Raw genomic sequence first — 17807 nt, forward strand, 5'->3', positions numbered from 1 at the left:
CCGATCCTTGAGGACCGCCATGTTCAGCCGTGATTTGACTATTGCCAAGTACGACGCCGATCTCTTCGCCGCCATGGAGCAAGAAGCCGTGCGCCAGGAAGAGCACATTGAGCTGATCGCTTCGGAAAACTACACCAGCCCTGCGGTGATGGAGGCTCAAGGTTCGGTTCTGACCAACAAGTACGCCGAAGGCTACCCAGGCAAGCGCTACTACGGTGGCTGCGAGTACGTCGACGTGGTTGAGCAACTGGCCATCGACCGTGCAAAAGAACTGTTCGGCGCCGATTACGCCAACGTCCAGCCACACGCCGGCTCCCAAGCCAACAGCGCCGTGTACCTGGCCCTGCTGCAAGGCGGCGACACCATCCTGGGCATGAGCCTGGCCCACGGTGGTCACCTGACCCACGGCGCCAGCGTTTCCTCCTCCGGCAAGCTGTACAACGCCGTTCAATACGGTATCGATGCCAACGGCCTGATCGACTACGACGAAGTCGAGCGCCTGGCGGTCGAGCACAAGCCAAAAATGATCGTGGCCGGTTTCTCTGCCTACTCGCAGATCCTCGACTTCCCACGCTTCCGCGCCATCGCCGACAAGGTGGGCGCCTACCTGTTCGTCGACATGGCTCACGTAGCCGGTCTGGTCGCCGCTGGCGTCTACCCGAACCCTGTGCCTTTCGCTGACGTGGTGACCACCACCACCCACAAGACCCTGCGCGGTCCACGTGGCGGCCTGATCCTGGCGCGCGCCAACGCCGAGATCGAGAAAAAGCTGAACTCCGCCGTATTCCCGGGCGCCCAGGGCGGCCCACTGGAGCACGTGATCGCTGCCAAGGCGATCTGCTTCAAGGAAGCCCTGCAGCCTGAGTTCAAGACCTACCAGCAACAAGTGGTGAAAAACGCCAAGGCCATGGCCGGCGTGTTCATCGAGCGCGGTTTTGACGTAGTGTCCGGCGGTACTGAAAACCACCTGTTCCTGCTGTCCCTGATCAAGCAGGACATTTCCGGTAAAGATGCTGACGCTGCCCTGGGCAAAGCTTTCATCACCGTGAACAAAAACTCCGTGCCGAACGACCCACGTTCGCCGTTCGTGACTTCCGGCCTGCGCTTCGGCACCCCGGCTGTGACCACTCGTGGCTTCAAGGAAGCAGAGTGCAAGGAACTGGCCGGCTGGATCTGCGACATCCTGGCGGACCTGAACAACGAAGCCGTGATCGACGCGGTGCGTGAGAAGGTCAAGGCCATCTGCAAAAAACTGCCGGTATACGGCGCGTAATACAAAGAAGCCCACTGTAGGAGCGAGCTTGCTCGCGAAAAACGTCAACGATAACGCGTGCATCTTGGGTGCACGCGTTGCCTGTGAGTTCTTCGCGAGCAAGCTCGCTCCTACAGGTGGGCTTTTTTATGCCTGATAGACCCGCTCAAAGCCTTCTCGGATCTTGTCCTCCGGCAACTCATCGGCAATAAACACGATCACACTCTCCCGCGCCTCACCCTCGGCCCACTCGGTATCCCAGTCGAAACCATAGAGCTTGAGCACGCCCTGGAACACCATGCGGCGGTCTTCGCCGGCAATATTGAGCACGCCCTTGTAGCGCAGCAGCTGCTTGCCATGGTCTTCCAGCAGTTCGTTCATGAACTCACTGAGCCGGTCGATATCCAGTGGCTGGTCGGTGCGCAGCACCAGGCTGGATATACGGTCGATGGACGGCGCCTTGCTCACCGGGCGCAGGCTCATGCCGGCGTTGAGATTGAAGCCGCGCACATCGAGCAGTTCGGCCAGATCAATCTTGCCGTGCTCGACCACGCGAATCGGCGCGCGGCGGTTGATGCGTGTGAGGCGTTCACTGAGTGCTTCGAAGGTAGCGTCATCCACCAGGTCACGCTTGCTCACCAGCAGCCGGTCGGCGAAACCGATCTGTGCCTGGGCGATGGTCTGGGTCAGGTGATGCTCGGCGTGGGCGGCGTCCACCAGGGTAATGATGCCGTCAAGGATGTAGCGTTCGCGCAGTTCCTCATCGATGAAAAAGGTCTGGGCCACCGGCGCCGGGTCGGCCAGGCCGGTGCACTCGATCACCAGGCGGTCGAAGGCGATCTCACCGCTGTCCAGACGCTCGAGCAGCAGATACAGGGCCTTGGTCAGGTCGGTGTGGATGGTGCAGCACACGCAGCCGTTGGACAGGGTCATGACTTGCACCGGTTCTTCGCCCAGCAATTGGGTGTCGATACCGGCGTCGCTGAATTCGTTTTCGATCACGGCAATTTTCAGCCCGTGCTCGGCCTTGAGCAGATGGCGCAGCAAGGTGGTCTTGCCCGCGCCGAGAAAGCCGCTGAGAACGGTGACTGGAATGGGAGAGGACAAAAGAAATTCTCCTTAAAGGAACACAGAAACAAATGTGGGAGGGGGCTTGCATCCGATAGCAGTGTGTCAGGCACTGATCTGTCACTGACACGCCGCTATCGGGGCAAGCCCCCTCCCACAGGGAGTTGCGTTAAATCAACAGCACTTGGGCCCACCCTTGCCGCCGTAACGGGCCTCCTGGCGTTCCCGGAAGAACGCCTTGTAGTCCATCATCGGCTTGTCCGGGTGCTTGGTTTGCATATGCTCGACGTACGTGTCGTAGTCGGGCATGCCGACCATCAGGCGCGCGGCCTGACCGAGGTATTTACCGAGGCGACTGATGTCATTGAACATGCTTGCAATCCTCGGTTAGGCGTCCGGTACTGCCTGGAACGGGGCTTCTTTATCCGTACGCTCTTTGTTGCCCCAGGCGGCGACGCCGACCTTGAGCGCATAGAACAGGATGCTGAACACCACGAACAGGAACAGCACCGTCAACGTTGCGTTGGTGTAGGCGTTCCAGATCACATGTTGCATCTGGTCCACGCTCTTGGCCGGGGCCAGGATCTGGCCGTTCGCCAGGGCATCACTGTACTTCTTCGCCAGGGACAGGAAGCCGATCGCCGGGTTGGCGTCGAACAGCTTGATGAAGCCCGCGGTGGTGGTGCAGATCAGCAGCCAGACCGCCGGCAGCATGGTCACCCAGATGTAGCGCTGGCGCTTCATTTTGATCAGCACAACCGTAGCGAGCATCAGCGCGATACCGGCGAGCATCTGGTTGGAGATACCGAACAGCGGCCACAAGGTATTGATACCGCCCAGTGGATCGATCACGCCCTGGTACAGCAGGTAACCCCACATGGCCACGCAACCGGCGGTCGCGATCAGGTTGGCGGTCCAGGACTCGGTGCGCTTGAGCGCCGGTACGAAGGAGCCGAGCAAGTCCTGAAGCATGAAGCGACCGGCACGGGTGCCCGCGTCGACGGCAGTCAGGATAAACAGCGCTTCGAACAGGATCGCAAAGTGGTACCAGAACGCCATGGTGTTTTCACCCGGCAGCACACTGTGCAGGATCTGCGCGATACCCACCGCCAACGTCGGCGCACCACCGGCACGCGCGAGGATGGTGGTTTCACCGATGTCATGGGCCACGGCCGACAGCGCCTCGGGGGTAATTGCAAAACCCCAGCTGCTGACGGTTTGTGCCACGGTCACCACGTCAGTGCCGACGATTGCCGCCGGGCTGTTCATGGCGAAGTACACGCCTGGCTCAATCACCGAAGCGGCAACCATCGCCATGATCGCCACGAAGGACTCCATCAGCATGCCGCCGTAACCGATGTAACGGGCGTGGCTTTCACTGGCCAGCAGCTTGGGCGTGGTGCCCGAGGAAATCAGCGCGTGGAAGCCCGAGACCGCGCCACAGGCAATGGTGATGAACAGGAACGGGAACAGGCCGCCCTTCCATACCGGGCCGGTACCGTCGATGAACTGGGTCAGCGCCGGCATTTTCAGGTCGGGCATGGTCACCAGGATGCCGATCGCCAGGGCGATGATGGTGCCGATTTTCAAGAAGGTAGAGAGGTAGTCACGTGGCGCGAGGATCAGCCACACCGGCAGTACCGCCGCTACGAAACCGTAGCCGATCAGCATCCAGGTGATCTGGATCCCGGTGAATGTGAAGGCCTTGGCCCAGACCGGATCAGCGGCGATCTGCCCGCCCAGCCAGATCGAACCAAGCAGCAACAGCACGCCGATGATGGAGATTTCACCAATGCGGCCCGGGCGGATGTAGCGCATGTAGATGCCCATGAACATCGCAATCGGGATGGTCGCCATCACCGTGAAGATGCCCCATGGGCTCTCGGCCAGGGCCTTGACCACGATCAGCGCCAGCACCGCGAGGATGATGATCATGATCAGGAAGCAGCCGAACAGCGCGATGGTCCCCGGGATACGCCCCATCTCTTCGCGCACCATGTCGCCCAGGGAACGGCCATTACGACGCGTGGACAGGAACAGGACCATGAAGTCCTGCACCGCACCGGCCAGCACCACGCCGGCAATCAGCCAGAGCGTGCCGGGCAGGTAGCCCATTTGCGCCGCCAGTACCGGGCCGACCAGGGGGCCTGCACCGGCAATCGCCGCAAAGTGGTGACCGAAAAGGATGTGTTTGTTGGTCGGCACATAGTCCAGACCGTCATTGTTGACCACTGCGGGGGTGGCCCGCCGTGGATCGAGTTGCATCACATTATTAGCGATGAACAAGCTGTAGTAGCGATAAGCGACCAGATAGATGGCCACGGCAGCGACCACGATCCACAAGGCGTTGATCGCCTCGCCTCGGCGCAAGGCCACTACGCCCAGGGCGCACGCTCCTACGATTGCCAGCACCAGCCAGGGTAGGTGGCGTAGCAGGCTATTATTATTTTTCATTTTTATATTCCAGCCAGGGTGGACAGAAAGGACAGCCATCCGGAGTTTAGCGCTACTGGCCTTAAAGGCCACCCCCCTACGTTGGTCTAGAGCCTTGCAGAGGCAAAAAAAGCAGAAAAAACCACCCGATGATGGCGCAGGGCTACAATCCTTTTATCCACAGAGGGTTTCACCATGACCGAGCAAGCGTCTGATCGCCGTCGTTTTCGCCGGATCGCCTTTGATGCCAAGACCGAACTTCGGCAAAACGGCAACGAATGGCCGGTGCAATTGGTGGATTTGTCGCTCAAGGGCCTGTTGGCGCAACGGCCTGAAGAGTGGAAGGGAAATAAGGCGCTGCCGTTTGCGGTCGACATACGCCTGGATCCCAAGGCGCATATAAAGATGCAAGTACGGTTGACCCACGAAGCTGATGGCCAACTGGGATTTGTGTGCACAGACATCGACCTGGACTCGATCAGCCACTTGCGGCGGCTGATCGAGTTGAACCTGGGCGACCAGGAAGAGCTGGAGCGGGAGTTGGGCGCGTTGCTGGAGGTGTAACGGCTCAGGGAAACGCCGTACGTGCGGGAAACTCGCTTTCCATGTCCCAGTAGCCCTTCTTCTGACTTGAGGCGCCGTGCCACTGCCCGTCGACAAACCGATAAGTCTGATAACGGGTGGCAAAGTCATCCTCACCGTCGCCGTCCATAAATGACGACACCTGCAGCAGTTCATCCGCGCCGCCACTGGTTGGCGTCGCGATCGTCCACGCCGCCTTGCCCGTATGCGCCAGGGTCAGCGCCTGGACTTTGCCGTCGGCGCCCTGGTAACCCAGCGGGTTGAGTTGCTGCTTGCCAGGCAGCAACAGCTGCGTGGCAGGCCCGCTGTAGCTGCCCATGGGGGCGGTCTGGTCGATGGTCAAAAAATACACAGGTTCGGGCAGCCCTTTGATCGGGGCTTTCTCGACCTCGGCCAACGGGTAGCCGAGGTCTTCGTGGGCTATCACCTCGCCAGAGGCCGACACCCAGCGCACCTGGGCTTCGAGCAGCGGGTTGTCGACCAAGTCGCCGGGCTCGTCGAACGAGTCTTCATCCAGCCCGCTGCCCCAACTGTCCTTGTGCAGTTGGGGGCTGATGCGCTGGTCTTCGAGCACCTGCAGCACACTGCCATCTGGCGTCACCAGCGTTTGCGCCAGGCGATAGCCCGTTGGCAGCTCAGCCCAGGCCATGGCGGGCAAGCCGGCCAAGGCGACAAACAGGGCGACTACACCCCAGCGATTCGATCGTTGCATGGCGTCCATCCCTGAATTATTCGAAAAGTGCATCCAACGCCTGCTCCAGGCGCGTGACTCCAATTACCTGCAATCCTGGCGGCATTTCCTTCGGCGCATTGCCCTTGGGCACGATCGCGCGTTTGAAGCCATGCTTGGCCGCTTCCTTCAAGCGTTCCTGGCCGCTGGGCACCGGGCGCACTTCGCCCGACAGGCCCACCTCACCGAACACCAGCAGGTCGTGGGGCAATGGCCGGTTGCGCAGGCTGGACATCACTGCCGCCATCAACGCCAGGTCGGACGCGGTTTCCAGCACCTTGACCCCGCCGACCACGTTGAGGAACACGTCCTGGTCGTGGGTCGGGATGCCGCCGTGACGGTGCAGCACCGCCAGCAGCATCGCCAGGCGGTTCTGATCCAGGCCCAGCGTAACGCGGCGCGGGTTGGCCAGATGGCTGTCATCCACCAGCGCCTGGACTTCCACCAGCATCGGCCGGGTGCCTTCCCACGTCGCCATGACCACACTGCCTGGGACTTCTTCCTGGGCACGGGTCAGGAAAATCGCCGATGGGTTGGAGACTTCTTTCAGCCCTCGGTCAGTCATGGCGAACACACCCAGTTCGTTCACCGCGCCGAAGCGGTTCTTCACCGCCCGCAGCAAGCGCAAACGACCATCGGACTCGCCTTCGAAATACAGCACGGTGTCGACCATATGCTCCAACACCCGTGGCCCGGCCAGCGCGCCCTCTTTGGTGACGTGGCCGACCAGGAAGATCGCCGTGCCGCTCTGCTTGGCGTAGCGCACCAGCAACGCCGCACTTTCGCGCACCTGGGACACGCCGCCCGGCGCCGACTGCAATTGCTCGGTGAAAATCGTCTGGATCGAGTCGATCACCATGACCTTGGGTTTTTCGATCCGGGCTGTGGCGATGATGCTTTCGATGCAGGTTTCGGTCATGACCCGCAGTTGGTCCTGGGGCAGGCCCAGGCGGCGCGCGCGCATGGCCACCTGTTGCTGGGATTCTTCGCCGGTGACGTACAGCGCCGGCATGCGGCTGGCGATGCTGCACAGGGTTTGCAGCAGGATCGTCGACTTGCCGATGCCGGGGTCGCCGCCGATCAACACCACCGAGCCGTCCACCAGGCCGCCACCCAGAACCCGATCCAGCTCGCCGGAAGCCGTCGAGAAACGCGGGATCTCTTCGACGCTGACTTCGGCCAGGGTCTTGATCTGCGCCTGCTGCCCGGTCCAACCGGCACGCCCGGTAGGGGCAGCGGCGCCGCCGCTTTCGATCATGGTTTCAGTCAGGGTATTCCACGCACCACACTCGGTGCATTGGCCGGCCCACTTGGGAAAGGTCGCGCCGCACTCCGTGCAGCCGTACATGCGCTTGGCCTTCGCCATTTGAGAACCTCCAACCGAAAAACCGCGATGATAGCTCAGCGCGACGCCGGGGTCCGGATTTCACCGCTGGCCAATCGTGAAGCACTATTGCCGACCGGGTCTTCGGCGTTGAGATCGGCGCCCTTGGCCTTGAGTTCGTCGAGCAACTCGATGCGCTTGAACAGCCCGGCATACATGGCCGCCGTCTGACCGGCACCGTTACGCTGGTCGGGGTTGCAGTCGGTGGCCAGCAGGCGCTGGGCGATTTTCAATTCGCCCTTGAAGATCGCGCCCATCAACGCGGTGTTGCCGCGCTTGTCCTGCACACAGGCGTCGGCGCCGGCGGCGAGCAAACGCTCCACGTAGGTACTTTCGCCATGGTAAGCAGCGAGGATCAGCGCGGTGTAGCCCTTGTCGTCCTGGGTGTTGAGGGGGAAGCCGGCGTCGATAAAGGTGTTGAGCATGTCGAGGTCGCCACGGCGGGCGGCGTCGAAGTAATAATCCTGGAGCTGCGCCTTGAGTGCGACCGGGTCGGGCGACTCGGCATGGGCGACAAAAGCCAGCATGGCCATCAGTAAGCCGATAGAAATACGCATGGGTGCTCTCCTGCCAGAGGTCGACGCCCGCATGGGCATCGACCAAAACCAACATCAGTCAGTGAGTTTTTCGGCCAGCGCCTTCACGCGCGCCAGATCACCCTTGGCGACCTTGGCCACGCCGGTGCCGTACTCCGGATCAGCCTTGTAGAGGAACGACAGGATGATGTGCTTGCTCTCGTCATCGGTCGTGGCCAGGGAGCCGCCGAAGTTGTCGATCAAGTCCTGACGCTCTTTCTTGTTGTAGGAGCGATACAGATCGCCGGCCTGCTTGAAGTTCTGCTCACGCTGGATCTTCGCCTGCTGGGTGCTGCCCGACAGTGCCGTCTGGCTGTAGCGCGCGGTTTGCGGCTCTTCACGGTTTTCCAGGCGGCTTGGCTGGTAGTTCACGCCGCTGGTGGTCTTGCCGAAGTTCAGCGCGCCGTCCTGGTTACCGTTGTTGACGGTGACCCGAGGGGCGTTGATCGGCAGTTGCAGGGCATTGGCGCCCAGGCGATACATCTGCGTGTCGGCATACGAGAACACCCGGCCTTGCAGCAGGCGGTCTTCCGACGGCTCGATACCCGGTACCAGGTTGGCCGGGGCCATGGCCACTTGCTCGGTTTCCTGGAAGACATTTGCCGGGTTGCGGTTCAGCACCATCTGCCCGACTTTGCGCTCGGGCACATTCGGCCAGATCTTGGTGGCGTCCAGCGGGTCGAAATCAAACTTGGCCAAGTCTTCTGGCTTGAGTACCTGCACATACAGGTCCCACTTGGGGAAATCGCCCTTGTTGATATGGGTGACCAAGTCGTTGGTCATATGGCTGTAGTCACGCCCCTGCACTTCGCTAACTTGCTTGGGATCGAGGTTCTTGATGCCTTGCAGGCTCTTCCAGTGGAACTTGACGTAGTGCACTTCACCCTTGGCGTTGATCAACTTGTAGGCATGTACGCCATTGCCGTCCATTTCCCGATAACTGGCCGGAGTACCGGAGTCGGAATACAACTCGGTAAGTGTGCGAGTGGCCTCGGGAACATGGGAGAAGAAGTCGAAGCGACGGGAGTCATCATCCAGGTTAGTGCGCGGGTCCGGCTTGAAGGCGTGGACCATATCGGGGAACTTGATGGCATCGCGGATAAAGAACGTCGGGAAGTTATTACCCACCAAGTCCCAGTTGCCATCGGCGGTATAGAACTTGGTGGCGAAGCCGCGCGGGTCACGCAGGGTTTCCGGGGAATGATTGCCGTGCACCACGGCGGAGAAGCGCACGAACACCGGGGTGGTTTCGCCAGCAGCGAAGACCTTGGCCTTGGTCAGGTCACTGAGGTTATCGGTGACGGTGAAGGTACCATGGGCGCCGGTGCCACGGGCATGCACCACGCGCTCAGGGATGCGCTCACGGTCGAAGCGCTGCAGCTTCTGGATCAGTTGCACGTCCTGAAGCAGCACCGGGCCATTGGCGCCGGCGGTTTGCGAGTTCTGGTTGTCGCCGACGGCGGCACCGTTGTCACGGGTCAGGTTGGCGGCTTGTAAAGAGAGGGAAAGCAGGCTGGCGGTCGCCAGTACCAGCACATGACGCGCCAATACCGGGCCGCGATTGATTGGATTCTTCATCAAGGTTTCCTCTGGTTTTTTTAATGCACATTCAGTTGTGCTTGCCAGAGGCTAGTGACCCGCGAGTCAGAAGATAAATAGAAAAACACCACCAGGTCGATTGAGAAAATAATGTGGTAAGCCGCTGAAATAGCGGGTATTTCGCGCGCGATTGGTGGCACTTTGCAAACTATTTGCGATTTAATGTGTCGATAAAAACTGACAGTGTTAGCAGCTGTATCAGGCAAGCCGGTTACGACTGACTTACACTGAGCGGCACCCTTCTCATCTGTAACAAGGAATAACCTATGGGCGTGATCAGTGAGTTCAAGGCCTTCGCGGTCAAAGGTAATGTGGTCGACATGGCCGTCGGTATCATCATCGGCGCCGCCTTCGGCAAAATTGTTTCCTCGTTTGTAGGCGATGTGGTGATGCCGCCCATTGGTCTGTTGATCGGTGGCGTGGACTTTGGTGACCTGGCGATTACGCTCAAGGCGGCACAGGGCGATGTGCCTGCCGTGGTGCTGGCGTACGGCAAGTTCATCCAGAGCGTGATCGACTTTGTGATCGTCGCGTTCGCGATCTTCATGGGCGTCAAGGCCATCAACCGCCTCAAGCGCGAAGAAGCCGTGGCGCCTAGCCTGCCACCGACACCGAGCAAGGAAGAAGTGCTGCTGGGCGAGATTCGCGACCTGCTCAAGGCGCAGAACGACAAGCCGCTTTAACCCGGACCGGCTTGGAAAAAAGGCGCCTCCTTGAGGCGCCTTTTCATTACCAGTAGTTTTCCACTGCCACCTGCCCTGGCCGGCGGCTAAGGCTCAGTTGCATGTCGCGCTGCTTGAGCAACTGGCGAGTGTCATCCACCATCTGCGGGTTGCCGCAAATCAGCACGCGGGAATGTTCCGGGGTCAGCTCGACGCCGGCAGCACGCTCCAATTCTCCGTTTTCGATCGAGGTGGTAATACGCCCACTCAACGCGCCCGGATAATCCTCTCGGGTCACGATGGGGATGTAGGTCAGTTTGTGCGCATATTCTGCCAGGTACTCCCGCTCGCCCAACCCCTTGATCAGCGACTGGTACGCCAGCTCCCGGGCTTCCCGCGCGCTGTATACCAGGAGGATGCGCTCGAATTTCTCCCAGACTTCGAAGTCCTGCAGGATCGACAAAAACGGTGCCACCCCGGTGCCGGTGCCTAACATCCACAAGTCACGGCCATCGACGAAACGGTTCAGGGTCAGGAACCCGGTAGCCTGGCGCTCCACCATCAAGGTATCGCCCACCCGCAATCGGCTGAGCTCACTGGTGAATTCGCCGCCTGGGACAACAATCGAGAAGAAGTCCAAGTATTCATCAAACGGCGAGGACACCACGGAATACGCGCGCCACACCGTGCTGCCATCCGCCTTGCTGACCCCCAGGCGCACGAACTGGCCGGCGGTAAACCGGAACCCTGGGTCACGGGTGGTTCGCAGGGTAAACAGGCTGGGGGTCAGGGATTGCACATCGAGCAAGGTCTGGCGGGTAAATTTCTCAGCACTGGCCGTCATGGGGGACTCCGTTCTACAGGTGCCCTAGTGTCCCTCAAACTCGAGCCCGGAAACACCTATGGTTGGTAGTGGCATTATATAGGCACAAAATAATGGCAACCTAATATCAACTCTGATCAATTTGCTATTAGCTCCTTTATCCGCGCTACAAGCACGCTCTAAGTTGATCCGCTACAGGTGCTTCAACTGACTAAAAAATCGAAAAAAACCACTAAGCCTCTTAGCTAAGCCCGCCGCGACCTTAGAGAAAATTTCTTAAACGCTGCCCTGCAAGAGCGAAAATTTTGTTTCGCGATGTAGCTCATGTCCTACACTAATTTCCGTGCAGTGGGAGTTCAGGACGTATCCCATGTCATGCGGAAACCCATGGAGAGTTACCAATGGTCAACTGGCGCAATACCCGACTTCCCAAACTGGAAGGCGAGAGCGAGGTTACGACTCTTTTCGAGATGGCTGTCAACCACACCTACGCACTTGGCTTCCAATACTGTTCTTTTACGATGAGTTCTCAACTACCTAACAACCAAACGAAGCCTATTCGCCTCAACAACTATCCCGATGAGTGGAACAAACTGTATAACCAGGCCCACTTCTTTGAAGCTGATCCCGTGGTGGAACATTGCAAACGTTGTGTACTGCCCCTTGTCTGGGAGGAAAAAACCTTTAAAGACTCACCAAGTTTATGGTCTTTAGCCCAATCTTTTGGTGTGCATTTGGGATGGACCCAAGCCGTGCATGATTTCCAGGGTGTGTTCAGCATGCTGACCCTTGGTCGTAGTGCAGGTGAAGTGACCCCGCAGGAGCTTTATGAAAAAGCCGGCCAGGTGCTGTGGCTGTGCCATGCGATGCATGCGGTCGTCGCGAAGACTTACGCACACAAGCCCAGCATTAACAACCCTGCAAGCAAATTAACCCCGCGCGAAACCGAAATCCTCAAGTGGTCAGCCATGGGCAAGACCGCCGCGGACATTGCCGCCATCCTGTGCCTGTCCGAACGTACGGTGGGCTTTCATATCTGCAGTTGCTTCAAAAAGCTGGGAGTCAACAACAAGATCGCCGCCGTGCTCTGCGCTTCGAAAGCGGGGTTGTTTTAATCAGCGTTGAAACACCGCATGTAATCCCTCAGGAAAAAAAGTAACATTTACGACCCATTCTGAGTGCTGGGCTGTCCCCACGGGGTGCCGCCCGCTGTTCACTCAGACGGTTCCGCAGCCGACTGCCGAACACCCATCGATGACCCAGAGCCTCCCTCGCCATGCCCCTGCTCGACAGCCCCTTCGCCCAGCTCGATCTGATCCGCCAGCCAGAGCAACATAACGATCCGCTGCAAGCCTTCGACGCCGCCGACGAGTACCTGCTCAGCTACCTGGCTGAACAGCAACCGAGCGCTGCGACCCGCGTGCTGGTGCTCAATGACAGCTTCGGCGCCCTGGCTGCGAGCCTGGAAGGCCGGGTGCAGGTGACCTCCAGCGGCGACTCGTTCCTGGCCGCCCTGGGCCTGGATAAAAACCTGGTGCGCAATGGCAAGGCCTTTGACGCCGTGCCGTTCATCCCCGCCAGCGAGGTGCCCAGCGGGCCGTTCGACCGGGTGCTGATCCGCGTCCCCAAGACCCTGGCATTGCTGGAAGAACAACTGATCCGCCTGCAAGGCCAACTGGCGCCGGGTGCCGAAGTGATCGCCGCAGCGATGGTCAAGCACCTGCCCCGGGCGGCCGGTGAGTTGCTGGAGCGCTATATCGGGCCGATGCACGCCTCCCTGGCGGTGAAGAAGGCGCGGTTGCTGATCGCGACATTGGCCGACCGCCCCACGGCGGTCTCGCCCTACCCGACGCGCTACACCCTGGACGCGCCGGCTATCGAACTGCTCAACCATGCCAACGTGTTCTGCCGTGAAGGCCTGGACATCGGCACCCGCGCCTTCCTGCCGCACCTGCCCGACAACCTGGGCAGTGCCCGCGTGGCGGACCTGGGTTGCGGCAACGGGGTATTGGCGATTGCCAGCGCCCTGCAAAACCCCGACGCCCAGTACACCTTGGTGGACGAGTCCTATATGGCCGTGCAATCGGCCCTTGAGAACTGGCACGCCGCCCTCGGCGATCGGGAGGTGACAGTACGCGCCGGCGACGGCCTGGCCGGCCAGGAGCCGGACTCCCTCGACGTTGTGCTGTGCAACCCGCCGTTCCACCAGCAGCAGGTGGTCGGCGACTTCCTCGCCTGGCGCATGTTCCAGCAGGCGCGGGAGGCATTGGTGGTCGGCGGCGCCCTGTATATCGTCGGCAACCGTCACCTGGGTTATCACAGCAAGTTGGCGCGCTTGTTCCGTGGCGTAGAGCAGGTCGCTGCCACGCCCAAGTTCGTGATTCTCAAAGCGCGCAAATAAAAAAAGCCCTGCCCTTCCAAAAGAAGAGCAGGGCTTGCCCTCAAGTTAACAGGCAGCGGGCCGCGAAGCCCGGATCGGGATGTCAGTGGGTGGTCAGGCCGGCCGCATTCATGAACATGCGCATCAGGCTGGCCACCACGAACAGGGCCAGCACACTGCCGGTCCAGATCATCGCCAACCAGCCGAGGCGCCGCCACAGCGGCTGTTTCTCGGCCTGTTCGATCTCGTGCAACGTAGGTTTGCCGGACATGCAACGACCCTCCTAGTGATAGCCGTCTTCGTGGGTGACCTTGCCGCGGAACACGTAGTAGCTCCAGAAGGTGTAGCCCAGGATGAACGGAATGATGAACAAGGTGCCCACCAGCATGAAGCCTTGGCTCTGCGGCGGCGCAGCGGCATCCCAGATCGACACGGATGGCGGGATGATGTTCGGCCACAGGCTGATCCCCAGGCCGCTGTAGCCGAGGAAGATCAGCACCAGCGTCAGCAGGAACGGCGTGTAGTGGGCATTCCGCGCCACGGCGCGGATCAACCCGTACATGGTCACCAGCACCAGGATCGGTACCGGCAGGAACCAGAACAGGTTCGGCAGGGTGAACCAGCGCGAGGCGATTTCCGGGTGCGACAGCGGCGTCCAGAGACTCACGATGCCGATCACGGCCAACACCACGAAGGCCAATGGCCGCGCCAGGTTGTGCATCTTCTCCTGCAACGGGCCTTCGGTTTTCATGATCAGCCAGGTGCAACCCAGCAAGGCATAGGCCACGATCAGCGCCACGCCGCAGAACATCGTGAACGGCGTGAGCCAGTCCAGCGAGCCGCCGGCAAACTGGCGATTGACCACCGGGATCCCGTCGATAAACGCCCCCAGCGCCACGCCCTGAAAGAACGTGGCCGCCAGCGAACCACCGATAAACGCCTTGTCCCACAGGTGACGCTTGTGGTCCTTGGCTTTGAAGCGGAACTCGAAGGCCACGCCACGAAAGATCAGCCCCACCAGCATCAGGATCAGCGGCAGGTACAGGGCCGACAACACCACCGAATAGGCCAGCGGGAACGCGCCGAACAACGCCGCGCCGCCCAGCACCAGCCAGGTTTCGTTACCGTCCCAGACCGGGGCCACGGTGTTCATCATCACGTCACGGTCGGTCTTGCCCGGGATAAACGGGAAGAGGATGCCGATGCCCAGGTCGAAGCCGTCCATGACCACGTACATCATGATGCCGAAGATGATGATCACGGCCCAGATCAGCGGAAGATCAATACCCATCTCAATTCCCCTTGTGCTGGATGTGGGCGTGGTCGTCATCGCTGCCATCATCGGCGGCGGACAACGGACGGGCCGGTGTGCGTTTCTGGCCAGGGCCACCGTGGGTCGGTTCCGTGCCTTCGTGGGTCACCGGGCCTTTGCGCACCAGGCGCATCATGTAGCCCAGGCCGGCGCCGAACAGCGCGAAGTACACCACCACGAACAACACCAGGGTGATCGTCATCTGCGCCAGGCTATGCCCGGAAGAAGCATCCGCCGTGCGCATCAACCCGTAGACCACCCACGGCTGGCGGCCGATTTCAGTGGTGAACCAACCGGCGAGAATCGCGATCAGGCCAGACGGCCCCATCCACAGCGCCAGGTACAGGAACGGCCTGGACGTGTACATCTTGTCGCCCCGGCGCAGCCAGAGGCTGAACAGGCCGGTGAAGATCATCAGGAAACCCAGGCCGACCATGACCCGGAACGACCAGAATACGATGGTCGAATTCGGCCGGTCTTCCGGCGGGAATTCCTTGAGCGCTGGCACCTGTTTGTCCAGGGAGTGGGTCAGGATCAGGCTGCCCAGGTACGGAATCTCCACCGCATACTTGGTTTTTTCGGCCTTCATGTCCGGCCAGCCAAACAGGATCAGCGGCGTTGGCTCATTGCCTTTGTTTTCCCAGTGGCCTTCAATCGCGGCAATTTTCGCCGGCTGGTGCTCGAGGGTGTTGAGGCCATGGAAGTCGCCGATCACCGCCTGGATAGGCGCCACGATCAGGGCCATCCACATCGCCATCGACAACATTTTGCGGATCGCCGGGTTGTCCTTGCCGCGCAGCAAGTGCCAGGCCGCCGAGGAGCCGACAAAGAACGCGGTGGCCACGAACGCCGCCGTCGCCATGTGCATCAGGCGGTAAGGGAACGACGGGTTGAAGATCACCGCCAGCCAATCGGTAGGAATCACGCGGCCGTCGATGATTTCAAAGCCTTGCGGCGTCTGCATCCAGCTGTTAGACGCCAGGATCCAGAAGGTCGAGATCAACGTACCGACGGCCACCATCACGGTAGAGAAGAAGTGCAGCTTGCGCCCCACCTTGTTCCAGCCGAACAGCATCACGCCGAGGAAACCGGCTTCCAGGAAGAAGGCCGTAAGCACTTCGTACGTCAGGAGCGGCCCGGTCACGGCGCCGGCGAAGTCCGAGAAGCGGCTCCAGTTGGTGCCGAACTGGTAGGCCATGACCAGACCGGAGACCACGCCCATGCCGAAGTTGACGGCAAAGATCTTCGACCAGAAATGGTAGAGGTCACGGTAGGTATCGTTATGGGTCTTGAGCCACAAGCCTTCCAGCACCGCGAGGTAACTGGCCAGGCCGATGGTGATCGCCGGGAACAGGATGTGGAATGAGATGGTGAACGCGAACTGAATTCGGGCGAGATCTAGCGCCTCCAAACCGAACATAAGTCTTCCTCTGTCAGGTAATACCGGCTGCTGGCGGGAGCCTGCACCCACTGCCCCCACGGATATGGAGTCTGGCGAATTTCAATTCGTTTCTTTTTTTAACCAGCCACGCAGGGAATCGGGCCTTGCGGCCACCAGAACAAATTCTGAAATGACTTTGATCTGGGTCAATCACAGTGAAAAGAGTAGTCCCATTTTCACGGCTGGCCTGTGTGGTCTTTTGCCGCGTGACAGCTTGCCTCAGTCTTCTTCTCGCAACTAATTGTTACAGCTTGATGCTAATCTGCCCCTTCCCTCCGGCCTTGACCTGAATTTCCGATGCCCAGTGAACCCACGTTGCTGTTACGTCACCACCGCCCTTTCATTGCGTTCTGGCTGGCACGGATCTTCACCGCCAGCGGCTTCCAGATGCTTACCGTGGCCATTGGTTGGAACCTCTACCAACTCACCGGCAACGTGCTCGACCTGGGGCTGGTCGGTCTGGTGGAGTTCGTGCCGCGCGTGCTGTTCATGCTGCACACCGGGCATGTGGCCGACCGCTATGAGCGACGCAAAGTCGCGGCCATCTGCCAGACCGTGCAGGCGCTGATTGCCCTTTCCCTGGCCATCGGCGGCCTCACCGGCAACGTGACCCGCGAGATGATCTTTATCCTCGCCTTCCTGCTCGGCGCCGCGCGCTCGTTTGAAATGCCCACCACCCAGGCCCTGCTGCCGAGCATCGTGCCCAGTGCGCTGTTCCCGCGTGCGGTGGCCTCGTCGCAGTCGGCCCAGCAACTGGCAACCATTGTCGCCCCGGCCCTCGGTGGTTTGCTATACGCCTTCGGCAGCGTCTGGGTGTATGGGCCCACGGTGGCGCTGTACCTCATTGCCTGTGTGCTGACCCTCAACCTGCCCGCCCGCCAGACCCCGCTCAACAAAGGCAAGGCCACCCTCGATTCACTGCTGGCCGGCATCCGCTTTATCCGCAGTCGCCCGGACATCCTCGGGGCGATTTCCCTCGACCTGTTCGCCGTGCTGCTGGGCGGCGCCACCGCGTTGCTGCCGGTGTTCGCCAAGGACATCCTGCTGACCGGCGCCTGGGGCCTGGGCCTGTTGCGCTCGGCGCCGGCGGTGGGCGCGTTGTTGATGTCGTTGTGGCTGGCGCGCTTTTCGGTAGATCGGCAGGTGGGCCGGGTGATGTTCACCGCCGTCGGCGTATTCGGCGTGGCAACCATCGCCTTCGGCCTGTCCACCTCGTTCTGGTTTTCCCTGGCGGTGCTGGTGGTGCTGGGCGCGGCGGACATGATCAGCATGGTGATCCGTGCGTCCTTCGTGCAGTTGGAGACGCCGGATGAAATGCGCGGGCGGGTCAGTGCGGTCAATGGTCTGTTTATCGGCGCGTCCAACCAATTGGGCGAGTTCGAATCGGGGATTACCGCCCATTGGTTCGGCACCGTGCCCGCCGTGGTCATGGGCGGGATCGGTACGCTGGTGGTGACCGGGGTGTGGATCAAACTGTTCCCGACCCTGGCGAATCGGGATCGTATGCATGTGCCGGTGGAAGAGAAAAGCACTTAGGCACGGATGCAGGCCGAAGATGGAACGCGT

General features: G+C 60.5%; 17 protein-coding genes. 6 read left to right on the top strand and 11 right to left on the bottom strand.

Going from position 1 to position 17807, the window contains the following annotated elements; translation table 11 throughout:
- Positions 1 to 19: 19 nt before the first annotated feature.
- Complete coding sequence (gene glyA / locus BLW22_RS25535) at positions 20 to 1273, top strand: serine hydroxymethyltransferase (protein WP_017528864.1); 1254 nt, start codon at positions 20 to 22, stop codon at positions 1271 to 1273.
- Between the two features lie 126 nt (positions 1274 to 1399).
- Here glyA and yjiA read toward each other — a convergent pair whose 3' ends face one another.
- The 3 genes from yjiA to BLW22_RS25550 all read right to left on the bottom strand — a co-directional run bounded on the left by yjiA (position 1400) and on the right by BLW22_RS25550 (position 4774).
- Positions 1400 to 2359, bottom strand: coding sequence for a GTPase (yjiA, locus tag BLW22_RS25540; RefSeq protein ID WP_065924175.1), 960 nt, complete (start codon positions 2357 to 2359; stop codon positions 1400 to 1402).
- A gap of 135 nt (positions 2360 to 2494) precedes the next feature.
- Positions 2495 to 2692, bottom strand: coding sequence for a YbdD/YjiX family protein (locus tag BLW22_RS25545; protein WP_003176208.1), 198 nt, complete (start codon positions 2690 to 2692; stop codon positions 2495 to 2497).
- A 15-nt stretch (positions 2693 to 2707) separates the two neighbouring features.
- Entirely contained in the window at positions 2708 to 4774 is a 2067-nt protein-coding gene (locus BLW22_RS25550) for a carbon starvation CstA family protein (protein WP_053137912.1), read from the bottom strand.
- 174 nt (positions 4775 to 4948) lie between these two features.
- Between BLW22_RS25550 and BLW22_RS25555 the strand changes: the two genes are divergently transcribed.
- The gene (locus tag BLW22_RS25555) at positions 4949 to 5317 is read left to right on the top strand and encodes a PilZ domain-containing protein (RefSeq protein WP_074847704.1); all 369 of its coding nucleotides are present in this window, start codon (positions 4949 to 4951) and stop codon (positions 5315 to 5317) included.
- A gap of 4 nt (positions 5318 to 5321) precedes the next feature.
- On the opposite strand, the gene BLW22_RS25560 is transcribed toward BLW22_RS25555, so the two are convergent.
- The 4 genes from BLW22_RS25560 to katB are packed head-to-tail and all read right to left on the bottom strand — an operon-like array spanning position 5322 to position 9602.
- The gene (locus BLW22_RS25560; RefSeq protein WP_065924178.1) at positions 5322 to 6047 is read right to left on the bottom strand and encodes a hypothetical protein; all 726 of its coding nucleotides are present in this window, start codon (positions 6045 to 6047) and stop codon (positions 5322 to 5324) included.
- Positions 6048 to 6063: 16 nt separating this feature from the next.
- Positions 6064 to 7431, bottom strand: coding sequence for a DNA repair protein RadA (gene radA / locus BLW22_RS25565; protein WP_053137919.1), 1368 nt, complete (start codon positions 7429 to 7431; stop codon positions 6064 to 6066).
- Between the two features lie 35 nt (positions 7432 to 7466).
- Complete coding sequence (locus BLW22_RS25570) at positions 7467 to 8006, bottom strand: ankyrin repeat domain-containing protein (RefSeq protein ID WP_065947670.1); 540 nt, start codon at positions 8004 to 8006, stop codon at positions 7467 to 7469.
- A gap of 54 nt (positions 8007 to 8060) precedes the next feature.
- A complete protein-coding gene (gene katB / locus BLW22_RS25575; protein ID WP_074847705.1) occupies positions 8061 to 9602 on the bottom strand; it encodes a catalase KatB in 1542 nt (513 codons plus the stop codon).
- 287 nt (positions 9603 to 9889) lie between these two features.
- Here katB and mscL point away from each other — a divergent pair, with 287 nt between their 5' ends.
- On the top strand, positions 9890 to 10306 hold the full coding sequence (gene mscL / locus BLW22_RS25580; RefSeq protein WP_053137928.1) for a large-conductance mechanosensitive channel protein MscL: 417 nt from the start codon (positions 9890 to 9892) through the stop codon (positions 10304 to 10306).
- Between the two features lie 46 nt (positions 10307 to 10352).
- Here mscL and BLW22_RS25585 read toward each other — a convergent pair whose 3' ends face one another.
- A complete protein-coding gene (locus BLW22_RS25585; RefSeq protein WP_065924171.1) occupies positions 10353 to 11129 on the bottom strand; it encodes a ferredoxin--NADP reductase in 777 nt (258 codons plus the stop codon).
- A gap of 380 nt (positions 11130 to 11509) precedes the next feature.
- Between BLW22_RS25585 and BLW22_RS25590 the strand changes: the two genes are divergently transcribed.
- Entirely contained in the window at positions 11510 to 12223 is a 714-nt protein-coding gene (locus tag BLW22_RS25590; RefSeq protein ID WP_074847706.1) for a helix-turn-helix transcriptional regulator, read from the top strand.
- A 161-nt stretch (positions 12224 to 12384) separates the two neighbouring features.
- On the top strand, positions 12385 to 13509 hold the full coding sequence (locus tag BLW22_RS25595) for a methyltransferase (RefSeq protein WP_065924169.1): 1125 nt from the start codon (positions 12385 to 12387) through the stop codon (positions 13507 to 13509).
- A gap of 82 nt (positions 13510 to 13591) precedes the next feature.
- Here the strand turns inward: BLW22_RS25595 and BLW22_RS25600 are convergent, their stop codons facing one another.
- Genes BLW22_RS25600 through BLW22_RS25610 form a run of 3 tightly spaced genes read right to left on the bottom strand, consistent with a single transcriptional unit; the run spans position 13592 to position 16220 of the window.
- The gene (locus BLW22_RS25600; RefSeq protein WP_010562540.1) at positions 13592 to 13759 is read right to left on the bottom strand and encodes a DUF2474 domain-containing protein; all 168 of its coding nucleotides are present in this window, start codon (positions 13757 to 13759) and stop codon (positions 13592 to 13594) included.
- 12 nt (positions 13760 to 13771) lie between these two features.
- Positions 13772 to 14779 (bottom strand): cytochrome d ubiquinol oxidase subunit II, encoded by a 1008-nt coding sequence (cydB, locus tag BLW22_RS25605; protein WP_027605307.1) that lies wholly within the window; start codon positions 14777 to 14779, stop codon positions 13772 to 13774.
- A 1-nt stretch (position 14780) separates the two neighbouring features.
- Positions 14781 to 16220, bottom strand: a complete 1440-nt coding sequence (locus BLW22_RS25610; RefSeq protein WP_027605306.1) for a cytochrome ubiquinol oxidase subunit I — start codon at positions 16218 to 16220, stop codon at positions 14781 to 14783.
- Between the two features lie 318 nt (positions 16221 to 16538).
- Between BLW22_RS25610 and BLW22_RS25615 the strand changes: the two genes are divergently transcribed.
- Positions 16539 to 17777: an MFS transporter gene (locus BLW22_RS25615; protein ID WP_065924168.1), complete on the top strand. Its 1239-nt coding sequence runs from the start codon at positions 16539 to 16541 to the stop codon at positions 17775 to 17777.
- Positions 17778 to 17807: the final 30 nt, after the last annotated feature.

The sequence above is a fragment of the Pseudomonas marginalis genome (genome assembly GCF_900105325.1).
Taxonomy (GTDB): Bacteria; Pseudomonadota; Gammaproteobacteria; order Pseudomonadales; family Pseudomonadaceae; genus Aquipseudomonas; species Aquipseudomonas marginalis.

Bases quoted from the DNA above. Each gene is read 5' to 3' on its own strand.
- BLW22_RS25545 (WP_003176208.1), bottom strand. From the start codon at position 2,692: ATGTTCAATGACATCAGTCGCCTCGGTAAATACCTCGGTCAGGCCGCG.
- BLW22_RS25585 (WP_065924171.1), bottom strand. From the start codon at position 11,129: ATGACGGCCAGTGCTGAGAAATTTACCCGCCAGACCTTGCTCGATGTG.
- cydB (WP_027605307.1), bottom strand. From the start codon at position 14,779: ATGGGTATTGATCTTCCGCTGATCTGGGCCGTGATCATCATCTTCGGC.
- BLW22_RS25610 (WP_027605306.1), bottom strand. From the start codon at position 16,220: ATGTTCGGTTTGGAGGCGCTAGATCTCGCCCGAATTCAGTTCGCGTTC.
- BLW22_RS25595 (WP_065924169.1), top strand. From the start codon at position 12,385: ATGCCCCTGCTCGACAGCCCCTTCGCCCAGCTCGATCTGATCCGCCAG.
- BLW22_RS25555 (WP_074847704.1), top strand. From the start codon at position 4,949: ATGACCGAGCAAGCGTCTGATCGCCGTCGTTTTCGCCGGATCGCCTTT.
- katB (WP_074847705.1), bottom strand. From the start codon at position 9,602: ATGAAGAATCCAATCAATCGCGGCCCGGTATTGGCGCGTCATGTGCTG.
- BLW22_RS25550 (WP_053137912.1), bottom strand. From the start codon at position 4,774: ATGAAAAATAATAATAGCCTGCTACGCCACCTACCCTGGCTGGTGCTG.
- BLW22_RS25600 (WP_010562540.1), bottom strand. From the start codon at position 13,759: ATGTCCGGCAAACCTACGTTGCACGAGATCGAACAGGCCGAGAAACAG.
- BLW22_RS25560 (WP_065924178.1), bottom strand. From the start codon at position 6,047: ATGCAACGATCGAATCGCTGGGGTGTAGTCGCCCTGTTTGTCGCCTTG.
- mscL (WP_053137928.1), top strand. From the start codon at position 9,890: ATGGGCGTGATCAGTGAGTTCAAGGCCTTCGCGGTCAAAGGTAATGTG.
- BLW22_RS25590 (WP_074847706.1), top strand. From the start codon at position 11,510: ATGGTCAACTGGCGCAATACCCGACTTCCCAAACTGGAAGGCGAGAGC.
- BLW22_RS25615 (WP_065924168.1), top strand. From the start codon at position 16,539: ATGCCCAGTGAACCCACGTTGCTGTTACGTCACCACCGCCCTTTCATT.
- BLW22_RS25570 (WP_065947670.1), bottom strand. From the start codon at position 8,006: ATGCGTATTTCTATCGGCTTACTGATGGCCATGCTGGCTTTTGTCGCC.
- glyA (WP_017528864.1), top strand. From the start codon at position 20: ATGTTCAGCCGTGATTTGACTATTGCCAAGTACGACGCCGATCTCTTC.
- radA (WP_053137919.1), bottom strand. From the start codon at position 7,431: ATGGCGAAGGCCAAGCGCATGTACGGCTGCACGGAGTGCGGCGCGACC.